This window comes from Marinobacterium sp. MBR-111, assembly GCF_040547585.1.
Lineage (GTDB): Bacteria > Pseudomonadota > Gammaproteobacteria > Pseudomonadales > Balneatricaceae > Marinobacterium > Marinobacterium iners.
Window position 1 is genome coordinate 34,718 of the sequence record NZ_JBEPQA010000013.1, and the last position, 13,063, is coordinate 47,780.

A 13,063-nucleotide genomic window follows, 5' to 3' on the forward strand; every position below is an offset into this window, starting at 1 on the left:
ATCAGGCAAAAAACAGGGTCGCCAGTCCCAGAAAGGCGAAAAAGCCCACCACGTCAGTGATGGTTGTCAGCAGGACGCCTCCGGCCAGCGCAGGGTCTATACCCATTGATTTTAATATCGTTGGCAGCAGGGTGCCGGCCATGGCGCCGGCAATCAGGTTGATTACCAATGCCATGGCGATCACGATACCAACCGTCATGTCCTGAAACCAGAGTACAGCCACTACGGCAACGACCAATGCCCAAAGCATCCCGTTCAACAGCCCTACCACCAGCTCTCGGTTGAACAGCCAGCCGATATTGGAGCGCTCGATATGCCCCAGGGCCTGACCGCGGATCACCAGTGTCAGTGTCTGGCTGCCGGCGATGCCCCCCATAGAGGCAACAATCGGCATCAGTACGGCCAGCGCGACAACTTTATCAATCGTGGCCTCAAAAAGACCGATGACCGCGGATGCCGCAAAGGCGGTTATCAGGTTGATACCAAGCCAGACTGCACGCCGGCGGGTGGTTTTCATGATCGGCGCAAAGGTATCTTCGTCGTCATCAAGGCCGGCCATGCTCATCAGTGAGTGATCAGCATCTTCGCGGATGACATCGACTACGTCATCAATGGTGATACGGCCCAGCAGGCGGCCCTCTTCATTGACTACTGGGGCCGAGATCAGGTCCAGTTGTTCGAACAGGCGGGCGACGCTTTCATCCGGCATGTCGGCCGGAATCGGCTCTACATCGGTTTGCATGATTTCACGCACCAGTACGCCGGGATCTGCCGTGAGCAAGCGGGTCAGTGGCAGTACACCAATGTAGGAGTCCTTGCGGCTCACAACGAACAGGGTGTCAGTCATTTCCGGGATATCTTTGTGGCGGCGCAAATAGCGCAGTACCGTTTCCACATTGATGTCGGGTCTGATAGTCACTGTATCCGTGTTCATCAGACCGCCGGCGGTATCCTCCGGGTACGCCAGTACTTCCTCGACCCGCTCACGATTCTGCTGGTCCATGATCTGCAGCAGCTCCTTCATGACCCGTTCGGGCAGCTGCTGCAGGATGTCAGCCATGTCGTCCGTTTCCAGCGACTCGGTAATGGCGAGTACTTCTGAAGCCTCCATGCGGCTCAGGATTTCGGTCTGGGCATCGTCCCCCAGGTACTGCAATACCTCACCTTCCAGCTCCTGGTTGAGCAGGTTCCACAGAATCTGGCGCTCGCGAGGAGGTGTCTTTTCCAGCAGGTGCGCCACTTCAACCGGCTTTAGCCCCTTGTTGAGCATGAACCTCAATTGCTGCAGTTCACCGACCTCAAGCGCGGCGCTCAATGCTTCCAGGTTGGATTTGGTTTCCTGCTGACTCATGGCGGATCTCGATCGGAGGTGGGCGCTTGTCCGGAGAAAGGGGGAGCGCGATCTTATTCGGGCTCGTCAAAGCGATTGTTGATCAATGCGGTGATGGCATCAAGCGCCTCAGGGGCATCATCCCCTTCAGCGACAAGCGCGATTTCAGTACCTTTGCTGGCGGCCAGCATCATCACGGACATGATGCTCTTGCCATCCACTTCGCGGCCATCCTTGTTGATGCGGATGTTGGCATTGAACTGATTGGCCAGCGTGACCAGCTTGGCAGCGGCGCGGGCGTGCAGGCCCAGCTTGTTGATAATGGTCAGTCGCGTTTCAATCATGGTGTGGTCCTGCGGCAGGCTGACTCAGTTCTCGGTGTAGCACCTGCACATTATCCATATGCCCGCGGAAATAACCAGCCAGTTGCTCGGCAATATAGACCGAGCGGTGTTGGCCTCCGGTGCAGCCAATTCCGATTGTGATGTAGCTGCGGTTATTGGCCTGGAACTGAGGCAGCCACTTGCTTACGAAGGCCTGTATGTCGTTCACCATCTCGGTGACCTCGGGCGACTGGCGCAGAAACTCGATCACCTCGGTGTCGAGGCCGGTATGACGGCGCAATTCAGGGACCCAGTAGGGATTGGGCAAGGCCCGTACATCGAAGGTGAAATCGGCATCGAGCGGTACGCCATGCTTGAAGCCAAATGACTCAAACTGCAGTGACAGAACCTGTTCACTGCGCCCGGCAACACGCAGTTTGACTTCGTCACGCAGCTCATAAAGTGATAGCCGCGTAGTATCGATGCGCAGATCAGCGAGATTGGCGATGGGCTCGAGCAGGCTGCGTTCGGTTCGAATTGCTTGCTGCAGGCTCTGTTGTTTATCGGTGAGTGGGTGACGCCGCCGGGTTGCGTTATAGCGTCGCAGCAGAGTAGCTTCACCAGCATCAAGAAACAGGGTTTCGGTGCTCAGCTTGGACTGTTCACGCAGAGTGCACATCACACTGGGGAACTGTTTCAGGTTGCTCAGAAGGTTGCGAGCATCAATGCTGACGGCAATTTCTCGATTAGGGTTTTCCTCAGCCAGCATCAGTCGGATCAGCTCGGGCAGAAGCAGGGCCGGCAGGTTGTCGATGCAGTAGAAACCGACATCTTCCAGTGCCTGCAGGGCGGTGCTTTTGCCTGAGCCGGAGCGGCCGCTGATGACGACCAGTCGCATGTCAGGCGCCTCTGCAGAGAGTTTGGACGCGATCCAGCAGGCTTGAGGAATCTTCGCAGCTGCGCAGTGATTCACGGGTGCTGGAGTCGTTGAACAGCTCTGCCAACCCTGCCAGTGTCTGCAGGTGCTCTTCAGCGCCGTCTTCGGGAACCAGCAGGAAGCAGATCAGGTCGACTGGACGGTTGTCGATGGCATCGAAGTCAATCGGGCTGGACAGCGTCATCAGTAATCCGATGGCTGTTGTAACACCTGGAATTCTGCAATGAGGAATGGCAACGCCTTCACCGATACCGGTGCTGCCAAGGCGTTCTCGGTTGATCAGGCCGCTGAAGATATCTTCAGCGGCCATGCCGTCCAGCTGCTCGGCGATAGTCTGGCTGGCGAGCTCAAGCGCTCGCTTTTTGCTGACCACATCGACGTGGCAGAGTGTACGGGATGAGGTCAGCAGTTCTGATAGTTGCATGTCGTGACGTGCTGCTACCGGTTATTTGTGGGATTTGAGTTTTTCTTTGTGCTTGATGATCTGGCGGTCAAGCTTGTCCACCATGCCATCAATTGCAGCATACATGTCATCATGCTCATGCGCTGCGAATACTTCACCGCCGGCCAGGTGGATATCGGCTTCGGCCTTCTGGCGCAGCTTCTCGACACTGAGGGTGACCTGTACATTGGTGATGTTATCGAAGTGGCGTTCCAGTCGGTCGAACTTGGTACGTACATATTCGTTCAGGGCGTCAGTCAGTTCGACGTGATGGCCAGTGATGTTGATCTGCATAGGTTTTCTCCTCGTCATAAAGCACGTTCTTCCGGCGTGCCTGTAGTCTCATTAAACCAGACGCTTGCGCTCATTAGAAGGCGGAATGTTCATCGCTTCACGATATTTTGCCACTGTGCGTCTGGCTACGTTAAATCCTTGCTCTTTCAGCAGGTCGGCTATCTTGTTATCACTGAGTGGTTTTGCGGTATTCTCCGCGCTGATCAGCTTCTTGATCAAGGCACGAATGGCGGTAGAGGAGGCAGCGCCTCCGTCTGACGTGCTCACATGGCTGGAGAAAAAATACTTCAGCTCGAAGATGCCTCGGGGCGTATGCATGTATTTCTGGGTAGTGACACGGGAAATGGTTGATTCGTGCATCTCTACGGCTTCAGCGATGTCATGCAGAACCATCGGCTTCATACCCTCTTCACCTTCCTCGAAAAAATCGATCTGGCGGGCCACGATCTCGGTGGCGACCTTGAGCAGGGTTTCGTTGCGACTCAGCAGGCTCTTCAGAAACCAGCGCGCTTCCTGTAGATGGTTTTTCAGATAGGTGTTGTCAGCGCTGTTGTCGGCCCGTCTTATAAGATCAGCATAGTCGGTATTGATACGCAGCTTGGGGGATGCCTCTGAGTTGAGGCTTACATTCCACTGCCCCCGCACCTTGCGCACCACGACGTCGGGTATAACGTACTCTGACTGTTCACTGCTGATGCTGGTGCCCGGTTTTGGATTAAGCGACTGGATCAGACTGATGATCTGTTGCAGGGCCTCTTCCTTCAGGCGCATGCGGCGCATCAAGGTACGATAGTCATGATTGCCGAGCAGACCCAGGTGATCGCGTACCAGGCGTAATGCCTCTTTCAGCATCGGAGTGTTTTCAGGCAGCTGGCGCAGCTGTATCTGCAGACATTCGCTCAGGTCTCGTGCGCAGACACCGGGCGGGTCAAACTGTTGCAGGCGGTGCAGTACCGTTTCAATCTCTTCAGGCTCGGCATCTGCAAACAGCTGGGGTTCGCTCCGGGTGAAGTGTTCCAGAACTTCATCTACGTCCGTGCGTAGATAGCCATCCGGATCGACAGCATCGATAAGGGCCATGGCGACCATACGGTCAGGGTCACTCATGGGGGTCAGGTTGAGCTGCCACAGCAGGTGATCCTGAAGGCTGTCTTCGGCCGAATCGTTATCACCGGGTTCCCAGTCATCATCACGGGCAGGACCGGGTGTACTCTGGTGCTGGAAGGTATCATCCCAGTTGCTGTCGGTGGACAGCTCACGAGGGATTTCATCATTCCAGCGCTCTTCCAGTGCGTTTTCGTCCCAGCTGTCCTCGTCAGCGGTGTCGTTAGAGAGGCTGTCGGCAGAGGCGTCGTGACGATCATCACGGGCTTCAGTCTGGGTCTCTTCGGCGCTGTCCAGTTCCTCCTCGACTTCCAGCAGTGGGTTGCTCTCCAGGGCTTCCTGGATCTCCTGCTGCAGGTCCAGCGTTGACAGTTGCAGCAGACGTATTGCTTGTTGCAACTGGGGTGTCATCGTCAGATGCTGGCCGATCTTGAGTTGTAACGATTGCTTCATATCAGAGCTGCCAGGTGGACGGAGTGGATGTACATGATTGACGACTCAGGATCAAAGGGAAAACTGCTCGCCCAGATAGGCACGGCGAACCTGTTCGTTAGCCAGGATCTCGGCCGGTGTGCCCTGTGCGAGTATCCCCCCTTCACTTACGATATATGCTCGTTCGCAGATGTCGAGTGTCTCGCGCACGTTATGATCGGTGATCAGAATGCCAATGCCGCGAGACTGTAGGTGGCGAATGGTTTGTTTGATATCGCTGACCGAGATTGGATCAACGCCGGCAAAGGGTTCGTCCAGCAGGATAAAGTCAGGCTCGGTTGCCAAGGCCCGTGCGATTTCAACACGTCGACGCTCTCCGCCAGACAGGGCCATACCCAGACTATTGCGCAGGTGAGTAATGTGGAACTCTTCCAGCAGCTGCTCCAGCAATGCCTTACGATCCGAGGTGTTCAGCTCCTTGCGAGTTTCCAGAATGGCCATCAGGTTGTCATGTACGCTCAGCTTCCGAAACACCGAAGCTTCCTGAGGCAGATAGCCGATACCGCGGCGAGCGCGCTCATGCATGGGCAGGCGGGTAACGTCGTCCTGGTGCAGTCGGATTTGTCCCCGGTCGGCGTGGATAAGCCCCACGATCATATAAAAGCAGGTGGTCTTGCCGGCACCGTTGGGTCCCAGCAGACCAACGATCTGGCCCGTTTCCATCTGCAGGGATACATCCTGTACCACCTGGCGCCCCTTGTAGCTTTTGGCAAGGTGCAAGGCTTCCAGTGTCGCCATCAGTTGGTCCCCGTCGGCTTGGGCTGAATCACCATTTTGACCCGTTCGCCGCCCTCGCGGTCGCTGCCGAAAGCGTTCACCACCGCACGCGCCATATTGTAAACGATCCGCTCTCCGGTGAAGGTATCCTTGGACTGATCGACGCGTGCATTTTCGGTGATGGTAACCTCTTGTTGCTTGACCCGGTACTCCATCCTTTCACCGTAGGCCTTGGTCAGGGGCTGATCGGCAGATGGCTGCTGCTGAAATCTGGCCGGCTTGCCGGTGGAGATAATGCGGTCAATGCTGCCGTCAGCTGCACGGTGCAGTTCAACGCGCTCACCACGAATTTCCATGCTGCCCTGAATTATTTCCACATCGCCTGTGTATACGGTGATACCGGTACGCTCATTCATGCTGGCGCGGTCAGCCGAGACGTTGATTGGCTGATTGCGATCCTCGGGCAGTGCCTGCACGCTGGCGGACAGGCTCAGCAGCAGGGTGGTCAGCAACACAGGGCGGTTAATTCGCATGGTATGTACCTTTTACCTCGGACAGCAGCTCAACCCGCTGTTCGTCAAAAAAGACCTCCATGCCTTGGCTTTCCATATGGTCCAGGCCGCGTATTACCCTGACTGGCAGGTCTGTGTGGGCATAGTCGCGTGGAGGGTAGAGTGTCAGTCGCTCGGTCAGCATCTCGCTGGCACTGCCTGAAGGCGGATTATCATGAAGCTGTACATCCCCTGCAAGTACTATGCGTTCCTGTGAGTCGGGCATACGGCCTTCCTGTGCCAAAATACGGAACTCACCACTCTGCTCGCGGGGTATTAGGGTGGTTGGGTTGTCCAGCAGCATCTCACCTGGCTCAGGGTAGTGGCGCATCAGAGGAGAACTCAGTGCCTGTGCCATTTCGCCGCTTTGGTTCCAGCGCGTGATCCGGGCCTCGCGGACGAAAAAGTCGATCCGAGCGGCACCCTTGTCCAGTAAAGGCTCGTCGTTCAGCCGGGTAGAGGCAAACCCCCACCAGAGCAGGGGCACCAGCAGCAGGATCAAGGCGATGGAGAGTCTCAGTCGACTTTGCAGCATTCAGCGGTACTCGTCGTAGATGGCGCTGAGTTTACCCTGTGCGGCCAGAATCAACTCGCAAAACTCCCGTGCGGCTCCCTTGCCTCCAGCGGCACTGCTGCACCAATCCGCCTCTTTGCGCACCAGTGGGTGACCGTTGGGTACACAGGCGCCAAAGGCGCAGGCGCGAATGGCGGCAAGGTCGGGCAGGTCGTCTCCGATATAGGCGGTATCGGCGGCGCTGTGTCGACTGGTTTGCCACAGTTCATCCAGTGCGACCAGTTTGTCTTCTCGTCCCTGGCGCAGATAGGTGATGCCCAACGCTTCAGCTCGCTGCTCCACCTGGGGCGAACGGCGCCCCGTGATGATGGCCGTCTCGATGCCACAGCGATGCAGCAGCTTGATACCGAGGCCGTCGAGGGTGTGAAAGCTTTTGACTTCGCGGCCATCAGCCAGAAAGTTGAGGCGGCCATCTGTCAGAATGCCGTCGACATCGAACACTGCCAGGCGGATATTACTCAGTGCCTCACGCAATGAGGTGGGAAAATTGTCCAGATGCATCAGATGACTCCCGCTTTCAGCATGTCATGCATGTTGAGGGCGCCGACCGGCCGATCATGCTCGTCAACTACCAACAATGCGTTGATTTTGCGCTGCTGCATCAGGCTGAGGGCTTCGGCGGCCAGAATGCCGGGAGATACACGTGTGCATTCGGTTGTCATCACGTCAGCAATGGGTGTGCTGGCGAGGTTGATCTCCTGATCCAGTGTGCGGCGCAAGTCACCGTCAGTAAAGACACCCAGCAATTTACCCTGTGGATCGGTCACGGCCGTCATGCCCAAGCGTTTACGTGTGACTTCCAGCAGTGCTTCACGCACCGAGGTGCTGGCCTGGACCTGAGGAATGTCCTCACCGGTGTGCATGATGTCGTCGACTTTCAGCAATAACCGTCGGCCAAGACTGCCACCTGGGTGTGAGAAGGCAAAGTCTTCGCTGCTGAAGCCGCGGGCTTCGAGCAGCGCAATGGCCAATGCATCACCCAATACCAGCTGTGCCGTTGTACTGGAAGTTGGAGCAAGCCCCAGTGGACAGGCTTCACGATCGACGGGGATGTGCAGATTGACATCCGCGCTGTGCGCGAGGGTGGAATCGGCATTCGCCGTAATGCTGATCATGGGGGCTCCCATTCGTTTGATCAGCGGCAGAATGGTAATGAGTTCAGCGGTTTCGCCTGAGTTGGACAGGGCCAGCACGACATCGTTGCCGGTAAACATGCCGAGATCACCGTGACTGGCTTCGCCAGGGTGAACGAAAAACGACGGAGTGCCGGTACTGGCGAGGGTGGCGGCTATCTTGTTGCCGATGTGCCCAGACTTGCCCATACCTGTCACAATGACACGACCCTTGCAATTGAACATCAGATTACAGGCCTGGCTGAAATGCTCGTCAAGGTGGTTCAGCAACTCCTGTACCGCCTCCAGTTCCAGGCGGATGGTCTGCTGGCCGGATCGGAGGTAGTCGCTTTGAGTCATGGTCGGTATCACCTGATCAGTTGTGTCTGCCAAAAACGGCATTCTACCCCAGAGTGGCCGGGGCGCCTAACGCATGTCTGACAAGCCTGAGGAAGACGTTCAAGTTTAACCGTCGCTGTGGTATATTGCCCACCTTTGTGTATGGATTGCGGGCCCGTCACAGAGGCCTGAATCTGAACGGAAGCTGGAGCCATGCTGACGCTATGAAGCCTGAAAGCGATGCCATTATTGATATCCGCGGATTGAGTTTCTCCCGTGGCGATCGGCCAATTTTTGATGGCGTGGATATCAAAATACCACGCGGCAAAGTGACGGCTATCATGGGGCCGTCCGGTACCGGCAAAACAACTTTGCTCAAGTTGATCGGTGGCCAGCTGCGCCCTGATCGTGGCGATATTCTGCTGGATGATCTTAATATTCCGACTCTGGGCCGGCGTGAACTGTTCGAGGTGCGCGAACGCATGGGGATGCTGTTCCAGAGCGGAGCGCTTTTTACCGACATGGATGTGTTTGAAAACGTGGCTTTTCCGCTGCGAGTGCATACCGATCTTCCCGAAGAAATGATCCGAGATATCGTGCTTATGAAACTGCAGGCGGTAGGGCTGCGGGGAGCACGTGAACTGATGCCAAGTGAGTTGTCAGGTGGTATGGCGCGTCGCGTTGCCCTGGCGCGCGCCATCTCACTGGATCCGGATATCGTAATGTATGACGAACCTTTTACCGGGCAGGATCCTATTGCGATGGGTGTGTTGGTAAACCTGATTCGCAGGCTTAATCAGGCGCTGGGGCATACCAGTATCATTGTGTCGCACGATATCAAGGAGACCCTCGGGATCGCGGACTATATATACATCCTTTCGGATGCCAAGGTTATTGCCAGCGGCACCCCGAAGGAACTGGCCGATGTGGATTCCGACAAAGTGCGCCAGTTCATGCAGGGGCTGCCCGATGGACCCGTGCCGTTCCATTACAAGGCGCCGGACTATATGCAGGACCTGCTGGGAGAAACACGGTAATGATGCTGAATATGTTGCAGCGGCTGGGCCATCGGTCCCTGTCGAGACTTGCGGCGCTTGGGCGGGCGAGCCAAGTTTTGTTCCAGTCCCTGGTGGCCAGGCCGCAGCCGTTGGTGATGTTGCCACTGGTGCTCAAGCAGATCTGGTTTGTCGGGGTGCTGTCACTGGTGATTATCGTCGTATCCGGCGGCTTTATCGGCATGGTGCTGGGGCTGCAGGGCTATACCATCCTGGTCGATTACGGATCAGAACAGGCGGTTGGCCAGATGGTTGCGCTGAGCCTGGTACGCGAACTGGCACCGGTAGTGGCGGCTCTGCTGTTTGCCGGTCGGGCAGGTTCGGCACTGACAGCGGAAATCGGTCTGATGAAGGCCACCGAACAGCTTGCCAGTCTTGAGATGATCGGGGTTGACCCGTTGCGCCGTATTGTCGCACCACGCCTGTGGGCCGGGTTCATCTGCATGCCATTGCTGGCCATGATCTTTGCCGTTGTGGGCATCTGGGGCGGCTCTCTGGTCGCCGTAGATTGGTTGGGCATTTATGAAGGCTCTTTCTGGGCCAACATGCAGCAGTCGGTCAGTTTTTACGATGATGTTGTCAACGGCGTTATCAAGGCCGTTTGTTTTGGTCTGGTGGTGACCTGGATAGCGGTATTCCAGGGATACGACTGTATCCCTACCTCGGAAGGAATCAGTCAGGCAACGACCCGTACGGTTGTGTACTCGTCGCTGGCGGTGCTGGGGCTCGATTTTGTACTGACAGCTTTGATGTTTGGAGAACTCTGAAATGCGCATGAGAACCGTAGAAATCGGTGTGGGAGCGTTCATGCTGGCGGGTATCGCCGCCCTGCTTGTGCTGGCGTTGAACGTCAGTGGTCTGAACCTGTCTGAACAGGGTAAGGGGTACAAGATATATGCTCGTTTTGAAAACATAGGTGGCCTGACCCCAAGGGCCAAGGTATCGATGTCTGGTGTTCAGATCGGCAAGGTGACCGCGATCCGTATTGATACACGCATGTTGATGGCTGAAGTCGAGATGGAGATTTTCAACGAAGTTGATTACCTCACTACTGACAGTTCGGCCAGTATTCTGACGGCTGGACTTTTGGGTGAGCAATATATCGGTGTTGTGCCGGGCGCGGATGTAGAAGTGCTTGGCGACGGTGATTACATTGAAGATACACAATCGGCTTTAGTGCTTGAAGAGCTGATCGGCAAGTTCTTGTTCAACAAGGTGGGTGAATGATGATGGTTAAAGTCTGCAGGAATGCCCTGGTTGCATTGCTGGTGCTGGTGATTCAGCCGGCGGTGGCAGAGGGCAGCTGGAATGAGGCCAGTGCTGTAATCGACAGCGCTACCCGAGACATGCTGGCGTTGATGGACAATGATGCCCTGACCGGAGAAGAGAACATCGAAAAGATGATGGGCGAAATCGAAACCATCATCTCGCCGGTGGTTGATTTCCCCTACATCGCGCGTCAAGTCATGGGCAAGTATTTCCGTCGTGCATCTGATGAGGAGCGTGATCGCTTTGCGGATGTGTTCAAGACAACCCTGCTGCGCACCTATGCCAAATCGATTTCCGGCTTTGAGTTGCGTAACTACGACATGCAGGTTCCGGACTCTGAAAGCCCCGAGCCTGACAAACAGGTCGTGAGCGTCAATATGCAGGCCGCTAATGGTCAGACCTACACACTGGTCTACTACATGTTGCGTCAGCAGGATCGTTGGACGCTGGTGAACGTGATGGTGGATGGCATCAATCTGCGTATCACCTTCCGTAATCAGTTTGCTGATCTGTATGAGCGTAACCGGTCCATGTCAGCCACAATCGAGGCATGGGCTGACCAGATGCAGGATGTCAACCTGAAGGAGCAGCCGGGCGGGCAGGATGAAACTGACAGTAGCGAAGCTTGATACCAGCAACGACGGCGTTATCCGGGTCTCCGGTGACTTGACGTTCCAGACCGTTCCGGCGCTGCGCGAGCCGTTGCTGCAGGAACTCTTTGCCCGCGAGGGGGAGCGTCGACTGAATCTGGAGGCCGTGGGGCGCGTCGACAGCTCGGCGCTGTCGCTTTGGCTGGTGTGCCAGCGTGAAGCGAAACGCAGAGGGGTCAATCTGATATTGGAAAGTCCGCCGCAAGATCTTTGTTCGATTGCCGAGTTGGTCGGGCTTGAGGGTGTGCGGCGCTGAGGGTCAATCGCCTTTTGTCCCCCTTTTCGTTATCATCAGCGCCAGTTTTAAGAGTACAGACCACGTTGCAGCACGGGAGTAGCGAATGCAGGCCGATGAAGTAAAACAGATTCTGGAACAGCAGCTTGACGGTTGCACCGCTTACACGGCTGGGGAAGGCTGTGATTTTCAGGTGACCGTAGTCGGTGATGTATTTGCTGGCCTTACACCGGTCAAGAAGCAGCAATTGGTATACGGCTGCCTCACCGAACAGATCGCCAGCGGCGCCATTCATGCCGTAACCATCAAGACCTATACCCCGGAACAATGGGCCGCACTGAACTGAGTTTCCAGCAGGAATACCGATGGACAAACTGATTATCGAAGGCGGTGCCTGCCTCAATGGAGAGGTCCGTATCTCCGGCGCCAAAAACTCGGCACTGCCGATCCTGGCCGCGACCTTGCTGGCGGATGAGCCGGTCACTATATGCAATTTGCCCCATCTGCATGATATTACCACCATGCTGGAGCTTTTGCGCCGCATGGGAGTGGATCTGACTGTTGATGAAAAGCTGAGCGTTGAGCTCAACGCCAGTACCATTACCGATCTGTGCGCGCCCTACGAGCTGGTAAAAACCATGCGCGCCTCGATTCTGGTACTTGGGCCTTTGCTGGCACACTTCGGTCGAGCAGAAGTATCCCTGCCAGGGGGCTGTGCCATCGGCAGCCGCCCGGTTGATCTGCATATCCGCGGCCTTGAGGCCATGGGGGCCGATATCGTCGTTGAAAACGGATACATCCGTGCCAGCAGCAACGGTCGTCTAAAGGGCGCGCGTGTATTTTTTGATGTGGTAACCGTAACCGGGACAGAAAATATCCTGATGGCAGCGGCACTGGCAGAAGGTGAAACCATCATCGAAAATGCTGCTCGTGAGCCTGAAGTGGTCGATCTTGCCAACTGCCTCAATGCGATGGGGGCGGATGTGCGCGGGGCCGGTACCGACACCATTACCGTACATGGTGTGGAATCACTCAAGGGTTGTCGTTACTCGGTATTGCCGGACCGAATTGAAACCGGCACCTTCCTGGTGGCTGCGGCCGCGACCGGAGGCAGGGTCAAGTGCAAGAATACACGGCCGGATACACTCGATGCCGTGTTGCAAAAATTGAGAGAGGCCGGTGCCGAGATTGAAACCGGTGCAGACTGGATCAGCCTGGATATGCATGGACAGCGGCCGAAAGCGGTCAGTGTTACAACCGCTCCCTATCCTGCATTCCCGACCGATATGCAGGCACAGTTTGCAGCACTGGATGCGGTTGCGATCGGTGTGGGCAAGATCCGCGAGACCGTATTTGAAAACCGCTTCATGCACATGCAGGAGATGATCCGCATGGGCGCGGACATCTCCATAGAAGGTAATACAGCCATTATTGAAGGTGTCAAAAAGCTGCAAGGTGCACCTGTGATGGCGACCGATCTGCGCGCATCGGCCAGCCTTGTGATTGCAGCCCTGGTGGCGGAAGGCGAAACCGAAATTGACCGCATCTATCACATTGACCGCGGTTATGAATGCATCGAAGAGAAATTGCAGCTGCTGGGCGCGCGTATTCGCCGCGTCCCGGGCTGAGTGAGCGAAGA

18 protein-coding genes are annotated in these 13,063 nt (G+C 56.2%); 7 read left to right on the plus strand and 11 right to left on the minus strand.

Features of this window, described 5'->3' with window-relative positions; translation table 11 throughout:
• Position 1 precedes the first annotated feature (1 nt).
• The 11 genes from mgtE to ABIE61_RS10665 are packed head-to-tail and all read right to left on the minus strand — an operon-like array spanning position 2 to position 8,236.
• Entirely contained in the window at positions 2–1,351 is a 1,350-nt protein-coding gene (gene mgtE, locus ABIE61_RS10615; RefSeq protein ID WP_091821753.1) for a magnesium transporter, read from the minus strand.
• A 53-nt stretch (positions 1,352–1,404) separates the two neighbouring features.
• Positions 1,405–1,674: an HPr family phosphocarrier protein gene (locus ABIE61_RS10620; RefSeq protein ID WP_354409297.1), complete on the minus strand. Its 270-nt coding sequence runs from the start codon at positions 1,672–1,674 to the stop codon at positions 1,405–1,407.
• On the minus strand, positions 1,667–2,551 hold the full coding sequence (gene rapZ / locus ABIE61_RS10625) for an RNase adapter RapZ (protein ID WP_354409300.1): 885 nt from the start codon (positions 2,549–2,551) through the stop codon (positions 1,667–1,669). Before rapZ ends, ABIE61_RS10620 begins: the two co-directional genes overlap by 8 nt.
• A gap of 1 nt (position 2,552) precedes the next feature.
• Positions 2,553–3,014 carry a PTS sugar transporter subunit IIA gene (locus ABIE61_RS10630; RefSeq protein WP_091821745.1) on the minus strand — a complete coding sequence of 154 codons (462 nt, stop codon included), beginning with the start codon at positions 3,012–3,014 and terminating at the stop codon, positions 2,553–2,555.
• Positions 3,015–3,035: 21 nt separating this feature from the next.
• On the minus strand, positions 3,036–3,326 hold the full coding sequence (hpf, locus tag ABIE61_RS10635) for a ribosome hibernation promoting factor (protein WP_091821741.1): 291 nt from the start codon (positions 3,324–3,326) through the stop codon (positions 3,036–3,038).
• 51 nt (positions 3,327–3,377) lie between these two features.
• Entirely contained in the window at positions 3,378–4,883 is a 1,506-nt protein-coding gene (locus tag ABIE61_RS10640) for an RNA polymerase factor sigma-54 (protein WP_354409304.1), read from the minus strand.
• Positions 4,884–4,934: 51 nt separating this feature from the next.
• Positions 4,935–5,660 (minus strand): LPS export ABC transporter ATP-binding protein, encoded by a 726-nt coding sequence (lptB, locus tag ABIE61_RS10645; RefSeq protein WP_091821734.1) that lies wholly within the window; start codon positions 5,658–5,660, stop codon positions 4,935–4,937.
• Complete coding sequence (gene lptA / locus ABIE61_RS10650) at positions 5,660–6,172, minus strand: lipopolysaccharide transport periplasmic protein LptA (RefSeq protein ID WP_091821731.1); 513 nt, start codon at positions 6,170–6,172, stop codon at positions 5,660–5,662. The genes lptB and lptA overlap by 1 nt, the downstream gene beginning before the upstream one ends.
• On the minus strand, positions 6,162–6,725 hold the full coding sequence (lptC, locus tag ABIE61_RS10655) for an LPS export ABC transporter periplasmic protein LptC (protein WP_354409308.1): 564 nt from the start codon (positions 6,723–6,725) through the stop codon (positions 6,162–6,164). The genes lptA and lptC overlap by 11 nt, the downstream gene beginning before the upstream one ends.
• The gene (locus tag ABIE61_RS10660; protein WP_091821725.1) at positions 6,726–7,265 is read right to left on the minus strand and encodes a KdsC family phosphatase; all 540 of its coding nucleotides are present in this window, start codon (positions 7,263–7,265) and stop codon (positions 6,726–6,728) included.
• Entirely contained in the window at positions 7,265–8,236 is a 972-nt protein-coding gene (locus tag ABIE61_RS10665; protein ID WP_091822833.1) for a KpsF/GutQ family sugar-phosphate isomerase, read from the minus strand. The genes ABIE61_RS10660 and ABIE61_RS10665 overlap by 1 nt, the downstream gene beginning before the upstream one ends.
• A gap of 203 nt (positions 8,237–8,439) precedes the next feature.
• Here ABIE61_RS10665 and ABIE61_RS10670 point away from each other — a divergent pair, with 203 nt between their 5' ends.
• The 7 genes from ABIE61_RS10670 to murA all read left to right on the plus strand — a co-directional run bounded on the left by ABIE61_RS10670 (position 8,440) and on the right by murA (position 13,052).
• The gene (locus tag ABIE61_RS10670) at positions 8,440–9,252 is read left to right on the plus strand and encodes an ATP-binding cassette domain-containing protein (RefSeq protein WP_206839346.1); all 813 of its coding nucleotides are present in this window, start codon (positions 8,440–8,442) and stop codon (positions 9,250–9,252) included.
• Between the two features lie 2 nt (positions 9,253–9,254).
• Positions 9,255–10,037, plus strand: a complete 783-nt coding sequence (mlaE, locus tag ABIE61_RS10675) for a lipid asymmetry maintenance ABC transporter permease subunit MlaE (RefSeq protein ID WP_354409419.1) — start codon at positions 9,255–9,257, stop codon at positions 10,035–10,037.
• Between the two features lies 1 nt (position 10,038).
• Positions 10,039–10,497, plus strand: a complete 459-nt coding sequence (gene mlaD, locus ABIE61_RS10680; protein WP_354409312.1) for an outer membrane lipid asymmetry maintenance protein MlaD — start codon at positions 10,039–10,041, stop codon at positions 10,495–10,497.
• Complete coding sequence (locus ABIE61_RS10685) at positions 10,494–11,168, plus strand: MlaC/ttg2D family ABC transporter substrate-binding protein (RefSeq protein WP_354409315.1); 675 nt, start codon at positions 10,494–10,496, stop codon at positions 11,166–11,168. The genes mlaD and ABIE61_RS10685 overlap by 4 nt, the downstream gene beginning before the upstream one ends.
• Positions 11,143–11,445 (plus strand): STAS domain-containing protein, encoded by a 303-nt coding sequence (locus ABIE61_RS10690; protein ID WP_091821715.1) that lies wholly within the window; start codon positions 11,143–11,145, stop codon positions 11,443–11,445. The genes ABIE61_RS10685 and ABIE61_RS10690 overlap by 26 nt, the downstream gene beginning before the upstream one ends.
• A gap of 85 nt (positions 11,446–11,530) precedes the next feature.
• The gene (locus ABIE61_RS10695; RefSeq protein WP_091821712.1) at positions 11,531–11,770 is read left to right on the plus strand and encodes a BolA family protein; all 240 of its coding nucleotides are present in this window, start codon (positions 11,531–11,533) and stop codon (positions 11,768–11,770) included.
• Positions 11,771–11,789: 19 nt separating this feature from the next.
• A complete protein-coding gene (murA, locus tag ABIE61_RS10700; protein WP_091821708.1) occupies positions 11,790–13,052 on the plus strand; it encodes a UDP-N-acetylglucosamine 1-carboxyvinyltransferase in 1,263 nt (420 codons plus the stop codon).
• Positions 13,053–13,063: the final 11 nt, after the last annotated feature.

Excerpts from the sequence above, each read along its gene's own strand:
- mgtE (WP_091821753.1), bottom strand. The coding sequence starts at position 1,351 with ATGAGTCAGCAGGAAACCAAATCCAACCTGGAAGCATTGAGCGCCGCG.
- ABIE61_RS10620 (WP_354409297.1), bottom strand. The coding sequence starts at position 1,674 with ATGATTGAAACGCGACTGACCATTATCAACAAGCTGGGCCTGCACGCC.
- rapZ (WP_354409300.1), bottom strand. The coding sequence starts at position 2,551 with ATGCGACTGGTCGTCATCAGCGGCCGCTCCGGCTCAGGCAAAAGCACC.
- ABIE61_RS10630 (WP_091821745.1), bottom strand. The coding sequence starts at position 3,014 with ATGCAACTATCAGAACTGCTGACCTCATCCCGTACACTCTGCCACGTC.
- hpf (WP_091821741.1), bottom strand. The coding sequence starts at position 3,326 with ATGCAGATCAACATCACTGGCCATCACGTCGAACTGACTGACGCCCTG.
- ABIE61_RS10640 (WP_354409304.1), bottom strand. The coding sequence starts at position 4,883 with ATGAAGCAATCGTTACAACTCAAGATCGGCCAGCATCTGACGATGACA.
- lptB (WP_091821734.1), bottom strand. The coding sequence starts at position 5,660 with ATGGCGACACTGGAAGCCTTGCACCTTGCCAAAAGCTACAAGGGGCGC.
- lptA (WP_091821731.1), bottom strand. The coding sequence starts at position 6,172 with ATGCGAATTAACCGCCCTGTGTTGCTGACCACCCTGCTGCTGAGCCTG.
- lptC (WP_354409308.1), bottom strand. The coding sequence starts at position 6,725 with ATGCTGCAAAGTCGACTGAGACTCTCCATCGCCTTGATCCTGCTGCTG.
- ABIE61_RS10660 (WP_091821725.1), bottom strand. The coding sequence starts at position 7,265 with ATGCATCTGGACAATTTTCCCACCTCATTGCGTGAGGCACTGAGTAAT.
- ABIE61_RS10665 (WP_091822833.1), bottom strand. The coding sequence starts at position 8,236 with ATGACTCAAAGCGACTACCTCCGATCCGGCCAGCAGACCATCCGCCTG.
- ABIE61_RS10670 (WP_206839346.1), top strand. The coding sequence starts at position 8,440 with ATGAAGCCTGAAAGCGATGCCATTATTGATATCCGCGGATTGAGTTTC.
- mlaE (WP_354409419.1), top strand. The coding sequence starts at position 9,255 with ATGCTGAATATGTTGCAGCGGCTGGGCCATCGGTCCCTGTCGAGACTT.
- mlaD (WP_354409312.1), top strand. The coding sequence starts at position 10,039 with ATGCGCATGAGAACCGTAGAAATCGGTGTGGGAGCGTTCATGCTGGCG.
- ABIE61_RS10685 (WP_354409315.1), top strand. The coding sequence starts at position 10,494 with ATGATGATGGTTAAAGTCTGCAGGAATGCCCTGGTTGCATTGCTGGTG.
- ABIE61_RS10690 (WP_091821715.1), top strand. The coding sequence starts at position 11,143 with ATGAAACTGACAGTAGCGAAGCTTGATACCAGCAACGACGGCGTTATC.
- ABIE61_RS10695 (WP_091821712.1), top strand. The coding sequence starts at position 11,531 with ATGCAGGCCGATGAAGTAAAACAGATTCTGGAACAGCAGCTTGACGGT.
- murA (WP_091821708.1), top strand. The coding sequence starts at position 11,790 with ATGGACAAACTGATTATCGAAGGCGGTGCCTGCCTCAATGGAGAGGTC.